At 65.4% G+C, this 15,381-nt stretch carries 15 protein-coding genes, 1 other RNA gene and 1 pseudogene; 13 read left to right on the top strand and 4 right to left on the bottom strand.

Annotated features, from left to right (window positions below; genetic code table 11):
- Nucleotides 1-17 precede the first annotated feature (17 nt).
- Nucleotides 18-284 carry a MoaD/ThiS family protein gene (locus ACX3O0_RS09745; protein WP_459088336.1) on the top strand — a complete coding sequence of 89 codons (267 nt, stop codon included), beginning with the start codon at nucleotides 18-20 and terminating at the stop codon, nucleotides 282-284.
- Nucleotides 285-286: 2 nt separating this feature from the next.
- On the opposite strand, the gene ACX3O0_RS09740 is transcribed toward ACX3O0_RS09745, so the two are convergent.
- Nucleotides 287-700 carry a molybdenum cofactor biosynthesis protein MoaE gene (locus ACX3O0_RS09740; protein WP_459088334.1) on the bottom strand — a complete coding sequence of 138 codons (414 nt, stop codon included), beginning with the start codon at nucleotides 698-700 and terminating at the stop codon, nucleotides 287-289.
- Nucleotides 701-708: 8 nt separating this feature from the next.
- Entirely contained in the window at nucleotides 709-1,860 is a 1,152-nt protein-coding gene (locus tag ACX3O0_RS09735) for a ThiF family adenylyltransferase (protein WP_459107588.1), read from the bottom strand.
- 136 nt (nucleotides 1,861-1,996) lie between these two features.
- On the opposite strand from ACX3O0_RS09735, the gene pdhA reads away from it, so the two are divergent.
- From pdhA to ACX3O0_RS09710, 5 genes are all read left to right on the top strand, one after another.
- Nucleotides 1,997-3,064 (top strand): pyruvate dehydrogenase (acetyl-transferring) E1 component subunit alpha, encoded by a 1,068-nt coding sequence (gene pdhA / locus ACX3O0_RS09730; protein WP_459107587.1) that lies wholly within the window; start codon nucleotides 1,997-1,999, stop codon nucleotides 3,062-3,064.
- Nucleotides 3,061-4,062, top strand: a complete 1,002-nt coding sequence (locus ACX3O0_RS09725; protein WP_459107586.1) for an alpha-ketoacid dehydrogenase subunit beta — start codon at nucleotides 3,061-3,063, stop codon at nucleotides 4,060-4,062. Before pdhA ends, ACX3O0_RS09725 begins: the two co-directional genes overlap by 4 nt.
- A 25-nt stretch (nucleotides 4,063-4,087) precedes the next feature.
- Nucleotides 4,088-5,428 carry a dihydrolipoamide acetyltransferase family protein gene (locus tag ACX3O0_RS09720; protein WP_459107585.1) on the top strand — a complete coding sequence of 447 codons (1,341 nt, stop codon included), beginning with the start codon at nucleotides 4,088-4,090 and terminating at the stop codon, nucleotides 5,426-5,428.
- Nucleotides 5,429-5,551: 123 nt separating this feature from the next.
- Nucleotides 5,552-7,015 (top strand): APC family permease, encoded by a 1,464-nt coding sequence (locus ACX3O0_RS09715; protein ID WP_459107584.1) that lies wholly within the window; start codon nucleotides 5,552-5,554, stop codon nucleotides 7,013-7,015.
- An 11-nt stretch (nucleotides 7,016-7,026) separates the two neighbouring features.
- Nucleotides 7,027-7,638, top strand: coding sequence for a DUF1989 domain-containing protein (locus ACX3O0_RS09710; protein ID WP_459107583.1), 612 nt, complete (start codon nucleotides 7,027-7,029; stop codon nucleotides 7,636-7,638).
- A gap of 342 nt (nucleotides 7,639-7,980) precedes the next feature.
- On the opposite strand, the gene ACX3O0_RS09705 is transcribed toward ACX3O0_RS09710, so the two are convergent.
- A complete protein-coding gene (locus ACX3O0_RS09705) occupies nucleotides 7,981-8,610 on the bottom strand; it encodes a LysR family substrate-binding domain-containing protein (RefSeq protein WP_459108471.1) in 630 nt (209 codons plus the stop codon).
- Here ACX3O0_RS09705 and ACX3O0_RS09700 point away from each other — a divergent pair.
- A complete protein-coding gene (locus tag ACX3O0_RS09700; RefSeq protein ID WP_459108495.1) occupies nucleotides 8,524-8,730 on the top strand; it encodes a hypothetical protein in 207 nt (68 codons plus the stop codon). The genes ACX3O0_RS09705 and ACX3O0_RS09700 overlap by 87 nt on opposite strands.
- Nucleotides 8,731-8,772: 42 nt before the next feature.
- On the opposite strand, the pseudogene ACX3O0_RS09695 reads toward ACX3O0_RS09700, so the two are convergent.
- A pseudogene (locus ACX3O0_RS09695) lies at nucleotides 8,773-8,892 on the bottom strand (helix-turn-helix domain-containing protein); the annotation flags it as partial.
- Nucleotides 8,893-8,998: 106 nt separating this feature from the next.
- On the opposite strand from ACX3O0_RS09695, the gene ffs reads away from it, so the two are divergent.
- From ffs to ACX3O0_RS09665, 6 genes are all read left to right on the top strand, one after another.
- Nucleotides 8,999-9,095: signal recognition particle sRNA small type (ffs, locus tag ACX3O0_RS09690), an RNA gene on the top strand.
- Nucleotides 9,096-9,117: 22 nt separating this feature from the next.
- Nucleotides 9,118-10,143 carry a tellurite resistance/C4-dicarboxylate transporter family protein gene (locus ACX3O0_RS09685; protein ID WP_459107582.1) on the top strand — a complete coding sequence of 342 codons (1,026 nt, stop codon included), beginning with the start codon at nucleotides 9,118-9,120 and terminating at the stop codon, nucleotides 10,141-10,143.
- A gap of 124 nt (nucleotides 10,144-10,267) precedes the next feature.
- Nucleotides 10,268-10,828: a winged helix-turn-helix domain-containing protein gene (locus tag ACX3O0_RS09680; protein ID WP_459088322.1), complete on the top strand. Its 561-nt coding sequence runs from the start codon at nucleotides 10,268-10,270 to the stop codon at nucleotides 10,826-10,828.
- Complete coding sequence (locus tag ACX3O0_RS09675) at nucleotides 10,825-12,102, top strand: MFS transporter (protein ID WP_459107581.1); 1,278 nt, start codon at nucleotides 10,825-10,827, stop codon at nucleotides 12,100-12,102. The genes ACX3O0_RS09680 and ACX3O0_RS09675 overlap by 4 nt, the downstream gene beginning before the upstream one ends.
- A gap of 9 nt (nucleotides 12,103-12,111) precedes the next feature.
- On the top strand, nucleotides 12,112-14,205 hold the full coding sequence (gene pta / locus ACX3O0_RS09670) for a phosphate acetyltransferase (RefSeq protein WP_459107580.1): 2,094 nt from the start codon (nucleotides 12,112-12,114) through the stop codon (nucleotides 14,203-14,205).
- Complete coding sequence (locus ACX3O0_RS09665; RefSeq protein WP_459108470.1) at nucleotides 14,199-15,326, top strand: acetate/propionate family kinase; 1,128 nt, start codon at nucleotides 14,199-14,201, stop codon at nucleotides 15,324-15,326. The genes pta and ACX3O0_RS09665 overlap by 7 nt, the downstream gene beginning before the upstream one ends.
- The last annotated feature ends 55 nt before the right edge of the window (nucleotides 15,327-15,381 follow it).

The following is a 15,381-nucleotide window of genomic DNA, read 5'->3' as shown; positions in this document are numbered from 1 at the left end:
CATCTAAGCTGCTGTCGATGGACACTGTATTGACTGAGCTGCGTGTCACCGTGCGCTACTTCGCCGCTGCGGCGGAAGCGGCCGGGCGCCAGGAGGAATATCTCGGGTTCGCCCCCGGGTCGACGCTGGGCGACCTCAAGCACACGCTCGAGGAGCGCTACGGGGAACCGATGGCCCGGGTGCTCCGCTCTGGCTCATTCCTGGTCGACAAGGTCGTGCGCCGGGACGCCGGTCATCCGCTGTCCGAACGCGTGGACGTCCTGCCGCCGTTCGCCGGGGGCTAGCCCTACAACCCGACCCATTCGGTCGCGCCGTCGGCCAGGAACTGCCGCTTCCAGATCGGCACGGTCGCCTTGATCCGTTCGACCAGGAGCTCGCAGGCGGCGAACGCCTCCTTGCGGTGGGCGGCGGATGCGGCGGCGTAGAGGGCGACGTCACCGATCGTCAGGTGGCCAACACGGTGAGCAGCTGCCACCATCAGGCCGGTCTCCTCCGCCACGGAGCGGCAACACTCGGCGAGCATGTTCTCGGCCTCCGGGTGGGCCTCGTATTCGAGGGAGTTGACACGGTGTCCCCCGTCATGGTTGCGGACAACCCCGACGAAGATGGCAACGGCACCCGACTCTGGCGCGCTGACCGCGTCCCTGACCGACGACTCGTTGATCGCTTCGGTCGTGATGGTGGCGAACGGTGTGTGCATCGGAGTCCTCAGTAGCGGGCGAGCGACGGGTCGACCTTCGTGGCGAAGGAGTCGATGCCGCCGCTCAGGTGGGTGGCTTTGGTGAATCCGCTGCGCCGGAGCAGTTCGAGTGCGCGGGCAGAGCGCGAACCGTGGTGGCAGTAGAGCACGAGAGGAGCATCTCGATCCAGGCTCTCGAACGACTGGCCCAGCATTCCGAGCGGGATCAGCTGGGCGCCCTCGATGCTGGCGATGGAGGCCTCCCAGGGCTCGCGGACATCGATCAACTGCACGCGACCGGTGCGAAGGCGCTCGGCGAGTTCGACAGGCCCGATCTCGTCTCCGATCAGCTCTTCGGCCTCGATGGCCGGGGTGCCGCAGAAGGCTTCGTAGTCGATCAGGCCGGTGATCGCATCCGCATCCGGTGACGGCTGGTACTCGACCTCGCGGAACGTGCCATCCAGCGCGTCGTACACCGTTACTCGTCCGATCAGCGGACGGCCGATTCCGGTGACGAGCTTCACGGTCTCGGATCCCATGATCGCTCCGATGGCTGCGCACACACCGGGCAGCACGCCACCGTCGGCACAGTTGACGACGGAGCCGGGGTCTGGAGGTGTCGGGAACAGGTCGCGATAGGTCGGGCCGTGGTCGGCCCACGCCACGCCGACCTGCCCGGAGTACTGCAGGATGGCGCCCCACACCAGCGGCTTGTGCGCGATGGCCGCGGCGTCGTTCACCAGGTACCGCGTCGCAAAGTTGTCGCTGCCGTCGAGCACCAGGTCGTAGTCGGCCAGCAGGTCGAGGATGTTCGTGGAGTCGAGCCACACCTCGTGCCGGATCACCGTCGTCTCGGGGTTGCTCGCTGCGACGGCTGCCGCCAGTGACGCGGTCTTCGACTGGCCGAGGTCGTCCATACCGTGCGCGACCTGCCGGTGCAGGTTCGACAATTCGACGACATCCGTGTCGACGATGCCGATCGTGCCGACGCCGGCGGATGCGAGGTACGGCACGGTGGCGCTGCCCAGCCCGCCAGCGCCCACGACGAGCACGCGCGCGTTCGCGAGGCGCCGCTGGGCGTCTTCCCCGAAACCGGGAAGGCGCAGTTGCCTGCTGTAGCGCGCCGACTGGGCGGCGCTCAGGGGAGCGCCTGGCTCGACGAGTGGCTGTGGCACGGACATCTCCCTCTCGCGGCCGAGCCGGCCGCGGTTGTACGTATCGAATCTACCGGCTGCGTGTGTGAAGGAACCTGTCCGGTGGCCTTCCCCGTCAAGAGGCATAGTCTGGATGGAGCATCTCGTTGAAAGTGAGACTGTCATGGCGACCACAAGTCGTACCAGGAAAAAACCTGCGAGCACCGGCGGAACTGCCGAAGAACTGCGCAGCTACTACGAACGCATGTCCCTCGTGCGCGCCTTCGAACTGCGTGCCAGTGAGATGTACGCCCGCGCCAAGATCGGTGGATACTGCCACCTCAACCTCGGTGAGGAGGCCACGGTCGTCGGCCTCATGGAGGCGCTCGAAGACCGCGACTACCTCTACACGACCTACCGCGACCACGGCTATGCCATCCTGCGCGGCATGGAACCGTCAGCTGTGATGGCCGAACTGTTCGGCAAGGCGACCGGTGTGGTCGGCGGCTGGGGCGGGTCCATGCACATGTTCGATTACGAGAAGCGGATGCTCGGCGGCTATGGCATCGTCGGGGGGCAGATTCCGCCGGCAACCGGCGCGGCTCTCGCGATCAGCTACCGCAGCGAGGCCGGGCCGGAGTCGGAGGCCGTCATGTGCCTGCTCGGCGACGGCACCACCAACATCGGGGCCTTCCACGAGTCGCTCAACCTCGCCGGCATCTGGGACCTTCCCATCGTCTACGTCATCGTCAACAACCGGCTCGGCATGGGAACGACAGTGGATGCGGCATCCGCTGAACCCGATCTGTACAAGCGCGGATGCGCCTACCGCATCGAGGGCGTGCGAGTGGATGGGGACGACCCCGTCGCCGTTCGGGACGCCGCCCGCGCCGCACTCAAGACGGCCCGCGAAGAACGGAAGCCGGGGCTGCTCGAGCTGATGAGCTACCGGCTGAAGGGCCACTCGGTCGTCGACCCTTCGCGCTACCGCTCCAAGGAAGACACCGACGAGGCGAAGAGCAACGACCCGGTGCCCGCCTTCCGCGCGAAACTCATCGCCGACGGGGTGCTCACCGAAGATGATGCGGATGCCATCGACGAGAAAGCCGACACCGTCGTCACCGAGGCGGTCGCCTTCGCCGACGAGAGCCCGGACCCGGACGTCGACGAGCTCTTCGCCGGCGTCTACGCCAGCCCGGTCGCCAACGCACCGGCATTGTTCCCCGGTCAGCCGTTGATGGTGAACTCATGAGCGAACCGAGGATCATCACCTACCGGCAGGCGCTCAATGAGACGCTGCGGGCTGAGCTGGAGCGCGACGAGAACGTCTTCCTCATCGGTGAGGAGATCGGCGTGTTCGAGGGGTCGTACAAGATCACGGCCGGCCTGCTCAAGGACTTCGGGCCGAAGCGGGTCGTCGACACCCCGATCTCGGAGGAAGGCTTCGTCGGCGCCGCCATCGGCGCCGCCATGCTGGGCCTCCGCCCGGTCGTCGAGATCATGACGCTGAACTTCAGCCTGGTCGCCATTGACCAGATCGTGAACCACGCGGCGAAGATGCACGCCATGTTCGGCCAGCAGGTGAAGGTGCCGATGGTCATCCGCTTCCCGGGTGGTGGCGGCCAGCAGCTGGCGGCCACCCACTCGCAGAACCTGGAGGTCTGGTACGCCCACATTCCCGGGCTGAAGGTGCTGGCACCGTCGACGCCGGCGGAGGCGAAGGCGATGCTCACTGCCGCCATCCGCGACGACGACCCGGTGATCTTCCTCGAGAACCTCGCCCTGTACAACCTCAAGGGCGAAGTACCGGATGGCGAGCAGGTCGCGGAGATCGGCAAGGCCGCCGTCGTCAGAGAGGGAACCGACCTGACCATCGTCAGCTACTCCCGCGGCATGGTCACAGCGCTTGAGGTGGCAGCAGAGTTCGAGGAGAAGGGCGTCTCGGTGGAGGTCGTCGACCTGCGCAGCCTGCGCCCGCTCGACCGCGAGACGATCTGCGCATCCGTTCGCAAGACCAGCCGGGCCGTCATCTTCGAGGACGACATGCTCAGCTATGGGATCGGCGCGGAAATCTCGGCGACCATCGGCGAAGGAGCATTCGACTGGCTGGATGCCCCGGTACGCCGGGTGGCGGCATCCGAAGTCCCGCTGCCCTACGCGAAGCCGCTGGAGACGGCGGCCATGCCGCACGCCGAAGACCTGTTCAGGGTCGTGCAGGAAACCCTCGACGCCACGCGGTTCACGCAGTAGCTGATTCAAGCAAAAGGAGGCGACCATGTCAGAAGTGACGATGCCCAGGCTCTCCGACACCATGGAGGAGGGTGAACTCGCGCGCTGGCTGAAGAACGTCGGCGACATGGTCGAGAAGGGCGACGTGATCGCCGAGATCGAGACCGACAAGGCGACCATGGACCTTGAGGCTTTCGAGAGCGGCGTGCTGGAGAAGCAACTGGTCGAGGAGGGCACCGTCGTGCCGATCGGCCAGGCCGTCGCCGTGATCGGAGATGGCAGCTCGAGCGGGGCTGAGCCTTCTGCCGACGAGCCCGCTGAGGATGCCGCTGGTGAGTCCTCAAAGGACAAGGACACCGTCGCTGCTGAAGCGGAGGGCGAGACCGAGTCGAGCGCGCGTGAAGAAGGAGACCTCGAAGAGCCTGGGCAGCCAGCTGAAGCGGCGCAGCCGGAAGAAACAGCGGATGCCCGTGAACCGGCGGATGCCGACAAGGCGCCTTCCAGCGCCGACAAGCTGCGGATGTCGCCACTCGCCCGCAAACTCGCGCATGACAACGACATCGACCTGGGCTCCCTGAAGGGGACCGGGCCGGAAGGCCGGATCATCCGTGCCGACATCGAGGCCGCCATCCAGGCCAAGGGCGAGAAGCCGTCCGCGGAGCCGGCTGCGGCAGGTGCGGCAGCCGGCCCGTCTGCGAGCGAAGAGGATGAGGTCGTCCCGCTCAACAGGATCCGCAAGGTCACCGCCAAGAGGCTCACCGAAAGCCAGGCAGTACCGCACTTCTTCCTCACCAACGTGGTCGAGGTCGATCGGCTGATCGCACTCCGGGCCGACGTCAACCAGGGACTCGCCGACCAGGGGATCAAGGTGAGCCTCAACGACTTCATCGTGAAGGCCGTCGCCATCGCGTTGCGGCTGCACCCGGAAGCCAACGCGTCCTTCAATGGCGACAGCATCATCCGTCGCGGTCAGGTCAACGTCGGGGTCGCGGTGGCCACGGATGCCGGACTCCTGGTGCCCGTCGTGAAAGGTGCCGACCGCAAGTCGCTGAGCGAGATCGGCGCGGAGATCGTCGAGCTCGCAGGCAAGGCCCGTGACGGCAAGCTGGGCCTCGACAACATGAGCGGCGGGACGTTCTCGGTCAGCAACCTGGGCATGTTCGGCATCGACGAGTTCACCGCCATGCTCAACCCACCCGAAGCGGGCATCCTCGCGATCGGAGCGGCCAGCCCGGTGCCCATGCTGCGGGACGGCGAACTGGTGGAAGTGCAGAAGATGAAGATCACCCTCACCGTCGACCACCGCGCGATGGACGGGGCGACCGGTGCGGCGTTCCTGCGCGACCTGAAGGGCATCCTGGAGCAGCCGCTGCGCATCCTGGTGTGACCCATCTGGTCTATTCCTGAACCGCTATGTGGGCCCATCAGCTGTCCACGCGATTAGCTCAGCTAATCGAGCTATCGGAGAATGGCGATAGCTCGGCGATGCCGTCGACGCCATGCTGGGCTTATGGCTGACACACTTCCTAAGAAGCGAGCGCTGCGTCCGAACTCAATCGGACTTGCCGCGATCGTGTTCCTCATCATCGCAACCGTCGCTCCGATGTCGGGAACGATCGGCGCCCTTCCGTTGGCTTTCGGGCTTGGCACGGGTTCGGGCACTGCCGCAGCATTCGGCATAGTTGCTGTTGTACTGATCCTGTTTACCGTGGGCTACATGGCCATGAGCCGCCACATCTCTAGCGCCGGGGGTTTCTACGTCTATATCGGCAAGGGGCTCGGGATGCGCATGGGCCGTGCTGCGGGATACGTCGCGTTCTTCTCGTACAACGTCTTCCAGGTGGCGATCTGGGGCACCTTCGGCTTCTTCTGCAACATCTTCACCGCCGAATACTTTGGCTTCGAGCTCCCGTGGATCGTGTGGGTCCTCCTGGGCATCGTTGCAATGGGCATCCTCGGATACTCCGAGATCGATGTCAGCGCCAAGGTGCTCGGTGTCGCTGTAGTCCTGGAAATCGGCATGATTCTTGCGATGAACTTCGCGATTGTGATCCAGGGCGGTGCGAAGGGTCTGAGCGCAGAACCCTTCTCAATCGGAGAATTACTCGTCGGCAACCCCGCCATCGGCCTCATGTTCGCACTCATGCTGTTTATCGGATTCGAGGCAACAGCGATCTACGCGGAAGAGGCCCGCGAACCCCGCAAGACGATTCCCCGCGCGGCCATCATCGCCGTGCTCGTCATTGCTGGCTTCTACATGTTCACGTCATGGTCGCTATCGATGGCGTGGGGTGTGCAGGAGGCCGCAGGCATCGCTATGGACGATCCCGGGAACTTCATTTTTGGAGCTGCGGCAACGTATCTGGGCGAGTGGAGTGTAGCGGTGATGCTCGTGCTGTTCATTATCAGCACTTTCGCGACCAACCTCGGCTTTCACAATGCAATCGCCCGATACCAGTTCTCCCTGGCGCGTGACGGCTGGGCACCGCGAGTGCTCGAGCGCGTCCACCCGAAATCTCAGTCGCCATTCATTGCGAGCATGGTGCAGACAGTGATAGCCGCCGTCGTCGTTCTCATCTTTTTCTTCGCGGGCGCGCATCCCTATGAGCAGATGTTCACGTGGCTAATCGCCCTGGGTGGACTCGGGCTCATTGCTCTCATGGCCATCACTTCGGTCGCGGTTGTCGTCTACTTCGTACGCAGCCGGCGCGAGACGAATCCATGGATCGTGGTCGTAGCCCCTGTTCTGGCGGCGCTCGCGCTCGGCGCTGAGGTTGTGCTGCTGATCGCCAACTGGGGCCTGCAGACAATGGACGCAGGCGGGCTGGTGCCCTACCTGCCGGTTCTGCTGCTTGTGGCGGCGATTGTCGGCCTCGCATGGAAGCGCGGACCAGAGCCGGCCTGGATGGTTGACGCGCCCATAGCAATGGGCATAACGCCAGAGCGGACACGAGCATCAGAAGAAGTGGGATAGGAGACTAGAACATGGGCATCACGATCGAAGCCATCGACATTCTTCCGGCCTCTGGTCGAGCGTTGACGCTGAGGCGCGGAGACATCCTTCGGGTGATCGACGTAGAGGGAAGCCAGGTCGCGGATCTCGTCGCTTTCGACGCTGAGGACACCCAGGAGCACTTCTCGCAAGGTTTCACACGGCTGCTCCTCGACCGGGTAGACATGCGGGTCGGGGACAGCTTGTTCTCGAACCACAACAATCCGCTGCTCACGATCGTTGATGACACCGTCGGGGTGCACGACATCGTTTTCCCACCGTGCAACACCGTCATGTACGAGCGAGTGTTCGGGGTCGTCGGCAAGACGGGGTGTCGAGAGCACCTGGCGGAGGCATTGTCGGAGCATGGCATCGGCTTCTATCAAGTCACTGATCCATTCAACGTGTTTATGAACACGCGCATCGGGGATGACAAGAAGATGACGATTCTGCTGCCGACGAGCAGCGCAGGCGACCACATTGACTTGCGCGCCGAGCGAGACCTAATCGTCGCAGTGTCGGCGTGCGCTGGAGACACTAACGATTGCAACGGGGGCAAACTCACGAGCATCCGGTTGGAGATATCGCGGAGACTGGACGAATAGCATGTGGTGAATCCATACTGCAAGCACGGCTCAGCTTGTGATCGACATGCAAAACGACTTCGTGCTCGAGGGCCGGCCGATGGAGGGGCCAGCTGCGCGCGACGCGATCACAGGCATCCGAGAGCTGTCGTCGACGTGCGGTCGATCCGTGGGCTCAACGCGATTGACACCGTCATCATCACAGGCACTCTCACTGAGGTGTGCTGCGAGTCGACGGCCCGCAGCGGCGTTCATGCGCGACTACAAGGTCGCATTTGTACCGGAGGCGGCAACAAAGCGCGCGATTGGCACGTTCTTTGGGCGCGTCGTGACCTCTGTCGAGGTCGAAGAGGAGCTGCGCCGTCACGACGGTCTGCCAGCTCCGGGAACTACGCCGTAGTGAGATTCTGATAGGCGGCTCGCAAGTTCCAGAAACGCTTCCACTGCTGGCCGCGAGTCTCCTCGGCGACGCGCCGAAGCGACTGACGAGAAGCTTGCGTCGGCGAGTGGCACGAACTTGACGCCCGGGTGCTGGTGGTATCGGGTCGCTGTCAATGGCATGGTATCGACGACGTTGAGGAAGGCTACAGCTGCGAGACCCTCGTTCACGGAGTTCATTTCTGCCCTATTCGGATGGGTGGAATCGCCCGCCTCCCCGAGCGACCAGAACTGTCTCCACGAAACCGGGGTACCGGCGCGGGCCGTAACGAATGGCTCCGCCGCCAGGTCGCTCACTGACAGGGTGTAGGCATCCGCCATTTCATGATGGATTGGTACGGCAGCGCACCGCGGCTCCTCGAATAGCACCGATAGATCGATGTCGTCATTGTCGTAGAGGGGGTGGAGTATCGCGACGTCGACCCGCCCGGACCGGAGCTGATCGAACTGGTCTGTCATTGACAGTTCGTGGAACTCGAGTTCTATCTCTGGGAGGGCGCGGCGGAATTCCCCGATCAGCAGCGGGGTCAACTCACCCGCTCCCGCCCCGAACATGCCGATGCGGAGCAGGCCTGTGAATCCGCGAGCGATCGAATGGAGGTCGCCTTCGAGGGCGAGGAGGCCGGCGAGGATGCCCTGCGCATGCGCTACGAAGCGTTCGCCCGCAGAGGTTAGATCAACCCCCTTCGACTTGCGATCGAAGAGACGCAACTCCAGAGCGCTCTCGAGGTGGCCAATTTGCTGGCTGAATGCCGACTGGGTTATGAACGCACGTTTGGCGGCCCTGCCGAAGTGACGCTCCTCGGCCAACAACACTGCGTAGCGAAGCTGCCTCATCTCCATCACCGGAGCTTATCCGTTGGCCTTCACCGCGCAAGGGCAAGTTCAGGTACTCACCATCCGGGTGCGGAACCCATTTGCTTCCGCGGTCTGTAAACTAGGGAACGGCTCCCCACGTGGCGCCATCCAGGCCAACTCCCCCAGGACGGAAACGTAGCAAGGGTAACCGGGCTCTGGCGGGTGCGTGGGGGGCTGCTACATTTTCCGGGCATCATGGGTGGGGTGAACTCCAGACTCGCAGACGCGGTGCGCACGCTGCCGCCGGGCTCCTTCGCGTTCGTCATGGCGACCGGGATCGTGTCCACTGCGTTCCTCGCCGTCGGGTGGGAACCGGCATCCGTCGTCCTGCTGGTGATCGCCCTGGGCGGTCTTGTCGTGCTGACCGTGGCAACCGGATGGCGGCTCGTCGCACACCGTCAGGCAGTGCTCGCTGACGCCGTCAACCCGGCCAAGGCGTTCGGCTACTTCACGATCGTCGCGGGCATCAACGTGGTCGGCGTCAGGCTTTTCACCCCAGAAGCTCCGCTCGCCACGATCATCCTCGCGATCATCAGCGTGCCGTTGTGGTTGGTGCTCACCTACGGTGTGCCGGCGGCGCTGATGCTGCGCTCCAGCGAGAAGTCGGCCGCATCCGAAGTCAATGGCGGCTGGTTCCTGTGGGTTGTGGGAACGCAGTCGCTGGCCACGGCAGCCGCCGCGATCGCGCCCATCTCCGGCAACCAGGCGCTCGCCGCCATCGCCGTCGCGCTGTGGGGGATCGGCGTGATGCTCTACGTGATCCTTGCCACCCTGGTCACCCTGCGCCTGCTCACGGTGCGCAGCGACCCGCTGACCCTCGGTGCGTCGTACTGGATCTACATGGGCGCGACGGCCATCACGGTGCTGGCCGGTTCGCGCATCCTGGTGCTCTCCGATGATCTTCCGATCATGGCCGCCACCTCCGGAATCGTGTCGGGCCTGACCTTCGTGCTGTGGGCGTTCGGCGTGTGGTGGGTGCCGCTGCTGGTGATCTTCGGCGTCTGGCGGCACGCGGTTCGGCGGGTTCCGCTCCGCTACGAATCGGAACTCTGGAGCATCGTGTTCCCGCTGGGCATGTACTCGGTGGCGAGCATCCACTTCGGCGCTGAAACTGGCCTGCCACTGATTGTCACCATGGGGGAGGTCGGGGTTTGGATCGCCGGTGTCGCGTGGCTGGTGGTGGCCGCGGCCATGGTTCTCTCCCTCCGACGGATGGTTCAGCCCCGCTAGCCGGTCGAGCTGAGGACGGTTGCCCCATGAGGCCAATCTGTGGGGCAACAGCTCTCAGGTCGACGATGGGTTAAATTACACAAGAGGTATTGCACAAGAGTCCTTGTGGAGTTATCGTTGGCGCATGGAAAGCGCCATCAACCTCACCAGCGCCAAGCAGATGCGCGCCCTGGCCCACCCGCTGCGGATGCGCGTGCTCGGCGAACTGCGCATCAACGGGCCACGCACGGTTGGCGGCCTGTGCGACGTCTTCGACGAGGCGCCGGGCACGCTGAGCTACCACCTGGGCAAGCTGGCCGAATTCGGCTTCGTCGAAGAAGCTCCCGAACTGACCACCGACCGTCGCGAACGGTGGTGGCGGGCGGTCCACGAGTTCACCAACATCACGGTCGAACCGGATGCCCCGGCCGACGAACGCCTGGCCATCACTGTCGTGCTGCACCAAGTCATCGACACCTATTCGGCAACCCTTCACCGGGCCGTGGACGCCGAGGCGACCTTGCCGCCGGAATGGGCGAAGCCATCCGGCTCCTTCGATATCGCTGCATATCTCACCGCCGAGGAGTTCGCCAAGGCGAGCGACGAACTCCTGGCGGTGCTGCAGAAGTGGCACGCCCGCAGCGACCGCAACAGGGAAGGCGCCGAGGTCGTGCAGTTGATCGCCCACGCGGTGCGGATGCCATGAGTACCCCAACAACGCCGGGCGCCACGATCACACCGGTCAAGCCGCGAATTCGCCTGCTTCCGCTGGTGGCTTTGCTGTCCGCCCACGGGTTATCGCTCGCCGGCAACGCAATCACCATGGTCGTGGTGCCGCTTTACGTCCTGCACGACACCGGTTCGGTCTTCGCCACTGGCGTGGCCGGAGTGTTCGCCACCGTGCCGATGATCGTCGGGGGAGCGCTCGGCGGTGTGGTCGTCGACCGCCTCGGCTTCCGGCGTGCGGCGATCGCGGCAGACCTCGCCAGCGGGGTCACCGTTCTGGCCATCCCGGTGCTCGCCGCCACCGTCGGCCTGCCGTTCTGGGCGTTGCTGTCACTGGTCTTCCTCAGTGGGCTGCTCGACACCCCCGGCAACACGGCGAAAGCCGCACTCGTGCCCGACCTGGCCGAACTCTGCGAGGTGAAACTCACCCGCGCGACCGGTGCCGCCGGCGCCATCTCCCGCAGCGCCATGATGGTGGGCGCATCCGTCGCCGCGCTCGCCGTCGTCTGGCTGGGGCCGCTCAACGCGCTGCTGTTGGATGCCGCAACCTTCGCCATCTCCGCGGCACTCATCTGGGGCGGAGTGTCACGGGAGGTCAAGGGAACGGCGGATGAAGACCTCGCCGAATCCGCGGCGGGATTCTGGCGGGAGTTCCAGGACGGCATCCGCTATCTGGCACGCACGCCCATCATCCGCAACGTCGTGCTGATGGTGGTGATCACCAACTGTTTCGATGCGGCCGGGATCCTGGTGCTGAAGCCTGTTTACGCGAAAACGATCACGCCGGACGGAGAGATCTTCGGGATCATGCTGGCCTGCTTCGCCTTCGGGGCGCTATCCGGAGCCGGACTGTTCGGCTGGTTCGGCCACCGCCTTCCCCGCCGGGGCACCCTCGTCGTCTGCTTCGTGCTGTGCGGCCCGCCGCCATACATCGCCATGGCCCTGGACGTTCCGGTGCCGCTGCTGCTCGCCACCTTCGCCTTCTCGGGACTGCTGGCCGGCTCGATCAACCCGTTGCTCGACACGGTGCTGTTCGAGCAGCTGCCGAGGGCCATGCGGGCTCGCGTGCTCGGCGCGCTGACCACGGGTGTCACGGCCGGGATGCCGCTCGGCGCCCTGCTCGGCGGTGCTGCAGTCGAGGCGTTTTCGCTGGTTCCAGTGCTCGTCTTCATCGCGGTCGCCTACGGGATCGTGACGCTGGCGCCGCTGGTCGGAAAATCGTGGAAAGGCCTCGATGCGCGCCCCGCGACATAGGCTGGACAGGTGGCTCGCAACATCTACATCACCTCGATCGAGGGGCACGCGGGGAAGTCCACCGTCGCCCTGGGCATGCTCGACACCCTCAGCCACGAAACGGAGCGACTCGGCGTTTTCCGCCCGGTCGCCCGGACCAGCCACGAGCGCGACTACGTACTCGAGCTGCTGCTCGCCCACGACGGCGTCGACCTGCCGTATGAGGACTGTGTCGGGGTCGGCTATGACGAGGTTCACGATGATCCGGATGCCGCGCTCAGCCTGATCATCGAGCGGTTCAAGGCGGTCGAGGCCCGGTGCGATGTCGTGGTGATCGTCGGATCCGACTACACGGATGTGGGCAGCCCGACCGAGCTTTCATATAACGCCCGCATCGCCGCCAACCTGGGCGCCCCGGTGCTGCTGGTGCTGGGCGGGCAGGTTGAGGCCGGCAGCCGAACAGCAGATGATCTCGCCCAGGTCTACGGTTTGGCCCGCCAGGAACTGGATGCGGCCCACGCCCACCTGCTGGGGGTCATCGCCAACCGGTCGGATCCCGACAACCTCGCTGAGATCGTCGCCGACCTGGCAGTAGCGGTTGGCGAGGACGTGCCGGTCTGGGCGATCCCGGAAGACCCGTTCCTCATCGCCCCCAGCATGGGCGCACTGCTGGAGGCGGTCGATGGCGAGCTGCTGAAGGGCGACCCCGACCTCCTGCTCCGCGAAGCACTCGGCGTGGTGATGGCGGGCATGTCGATGGAGAACGTGCTCACCCGGCTGATCGAGGGGTCGGTGGTGGTCGTCGCCGGAGACCGTTCCGACGTGCTGCTCGCCATGCTGATGGCGCACTCGGCTGAGACGTTCCCGTCGCTGGCCGGCATCATCCTGAACGGCGGGTTCGACCTGCTGCCGCAGATCGAGCTGCTCATTGACGGCTTGGACTCGTCGCTCCCGATCATCCGCACCAAACTCGGCACCTACGACACGGCCCGCATCATCACCCGTACGCGGGGCAGACTGGCGGCGGACTCGCCCCGCAAGTTCGACACCGCTCTCGCCCTGTTCGAGCAGCATGTCGACGGCGAGCTGCTGCTGGAGAGGCTCGACGTCTCTCGCTCGGACGTCGTGACCCCGCTGATGTTCGAGTACGACCTCCTCGACCGCGCGCGCAAGGATCCGCAGCACATCGTGCTGCCGGAGGGCAGGGACGATCGAATTCTCCGTGCCTCCAGCACACTGCTGCGCCGGGGTGTTGCCGAGCTGACCATCCTCGGCGAGGAGGCGGAGATCCGCGCCCGCGCGACCGAGCTCGGCCTCGACATCTCAGCTGCGCGCATCCTGAGCCCCCTCGACGAGGAGCTGCGCGACCGTTTCGCGGCCGAGTACACAAAGCTGCGGGAACACAAGGGGATGACCCATGAGGTTGCGCGCGAGACCGTCACCGACGTCTCCTACTTCGGCACCATGATGGTGCACCTGGGGCTGGCCGACGGCATGGTGTCCGGGGCGATGCACACCACGGCGCACACCATCCGACCCGGCTTCGAGATCATCAAGACCGAGCCGGGGGTGTCGATCGTCTCCAGCGTCTTCCTGATGTGCCTGGAGGATCGGGTGCTCGTCTACGGCGACTGCGCGGTCAACCCCGACCCGAACGCGGAGCAACTGGCCGACATCGCGGTGTCGTCGGCGGCGACCGCAGCGCAATTCGACATCGAGCAGCGCATCGCGATGCTGTCGTACTCGACAGGGGCATCAGGAAGCGGCGCCGACGTCGACAAGGTGCGTCAGGCGACCGAGCTGGTGCGGTCGCGGCGGCCGGACCTCGCGGTGGACGGCCCCATCCAGTACGACGCGGCAGTGGACGCTGCGGTCGGCAAGTCGAAGCTGCCGGGCTCAGAAGTGGCGGGCCGGGCAACCGTGTTCATCTTCCCCGACCTGAACACCGGCAACAACACCTACAAGGCGGTGCAGCGCAGTGCCGGTGCTGTGGCCATCGGACCGGTGCTGCAGGGTCTGCGCAAACCGATCAACGACCTCTCGCGCGGGGCCCTCGTGCAGGACATCGTCAACACGGTCGCGATCACCGCCATCCAGGCTCAGGCACTGGAGGCGACATCGTGAAAGTCTTCGTCGTCAACTCCGGCTCCTCCTCGATCAAGTACCAGCTCGTCGACCTCGACACGGGTGAGGCGACGGTCAGCGGGCTGATCGAGCGCATCGGTGAGCCGGGCGGTGAGGCATCCGACCACACCGCCGGCATGAAGCTGGTGCTCGACGACCTGGGCAGCGACCACTCGTTCGCGGCGGTCGGCCACCGGGTCGTCCACGGCGGCCCCCGGTTCACCGAGGCCACGCTGATCACCGACGATGTCGAGCGTGAGATCGACGAGCTTTCCGACCTGGCGCCGCTGCACAACCCGGCGAATGTGCTCGGCATCCGTGCGGCCAGGGCGGCGCTGCCCGACCTCCCGCACGTCGCCATCTTCGACACCGCGTTCCACCAGACGCTGCCAGCGGATGCCTACACGTACGCCATCGACGCCGAGGTCGCCGAGAAGTACCAGGTGCGCCGCTACGGGTTCCACGGAACGTCACACCAATACGTCTCGGAGCAGGCCGCTGTCTTCCTCGGCCGCCCTCTGGAGTCGCTGAAGACGATCGTGCTGCACCTGGGCAACGGCGCATCCGTCACCGCTGTAGACGGCGGACGCTCGGTCGACACGTCGATGGGCCTCACCCCGCTGGAGGGCCTGGTGATGGGCACGCGCTCCGGCGATATCGACCCGGGGATCATCTTCCACCTTTCCCGGGTCGCCGGAATGAGCATCGACGAGATCGACAAGTTGCTCAACCGGCGCAGCGGCCTGCTCGGCCTGACCGGAACCGGCGACATGCGCGACGTGCAGGAGGCCGCCGCCCGCGGTGACGAGGCGGCTCTTGCCGCGCTTGCGGTCTGGCGTCATCGCATCCGCCACTACATCGGTGCCTACATTGCGACGCTCGGCGGCCTCGACGCGCTGGTCTTCACCGCCGGGATCGGCGAGAACAACGCGCTGCTGCGGCGGCGCGCGCTGGCCGGGCTGGAGTTTCTCGGCATCGAAGTCGACGACGACCGCAACGAGTTGCAGTCGAAGGTGGCGCGCCTCATCTCGCCCGACGGGGCATCCGTCGCGGTGCTGGTCATCCCCACCAACGAGGAACTCGAAATCGCCAGGCAGGCCGCCGCCTTCGCCCCAGCCTGACCCCGCTCACCGTGAAGAACGTGCTGTGGAGCAGCCGAGCGGAAGGTCAGCGGCG

The organism is Homoserinimonas sp. A447, assembly GCF_054489325.1.
This window is presented reverse-complemented; position numbering and strand designations above follow the sequence as displayed.

What these genes read in the sequence shown, in the direction of transcription:
- ACX3O0_RS09705 (WP_459108471.1), bottom strand. Translation starts at nt 8,610, where the DNA reads ATGTTCGGGGCGGGAGCGGGTGAGTTGACCCCGCTGCTGATCGGGGAA.
- ACX3O0_RS09740 (WP_459088334.1), bottom strand. Translation starts at nt 700, where the DNA reads ATGCACACACCGTTCGCCACCATCACGACCGAAGCGATCAACGAGTCG.
- ACX3O0_RS09735 (WP_459107588.1), bottom strand. Translation starts at nt 1,860, where the DNA reads ATGTCCGTGCCACAGCCACTCGTCGAGCCAGGCGCTCCCCTGAGCGCC.
- ACX3O0_RS09720 (WP_459107585.1), top strand. Translation starts at nt 4,088, where the DNA reads ATGTCAGAAGTGACGATGCCCAGGCTCTCCGACACCATGGAGGAGGGT.
- ACX3O0_RS09710 (WP_459107583.1), top strand. Translation starts at nt 7,027, where the DNA reads ATGGGCATCACGATCGAAGCCATCGACATTCTTCCGGCCTCTGGTCGA.
- ACX3O0_RS09725 (WP_459107586.1), top strand. Translation starts at nt 3,061, where the DNA reads ATGAGCGAACCGAGGATCATCACCTACCGGCAGGCGCTCAATGAGACG.
- ACX3O0_RS09675 (WP_459107581.1), top strand. Translation starts at nt 10,825, where the DNA reads ATGAGTACCCCAACAACGCCGGGCGCCACGATCACACCGGTCAAGCCG.
- ACX3O0_RS09745 (WP_459088336.1), top strand. Translation starts at nt 18, where the DNA reads ATGGACACTGTATTGACTGAGCTGCGTGTCACCGTGCGCTACTTCGCC.
- ACX3O0_RS09715 (WP_459107584.1), top strand. Translation starts at nt 5,552, where the DNA reads ATGGCTGACACACTTCCTAAGAAGCGAGCGCTGCGTCCGAACTCAATC.
- pdhA (WP_459107587.1), top strand. Translation starts at nt 1,997, where the DNA reads ATGGCGACCACAAGTCGTACCAGGAAAAAACCTGCGAGCACCGGCGGA.
- ACX3O0_RS09680 (WP_459088322.1), top strand. Translation starts at nt 10,268, where the DNA reads ATGGAAAGCGCCATCAACCTCACCAGCGCCAAGCAGATGCGCGCCCTG.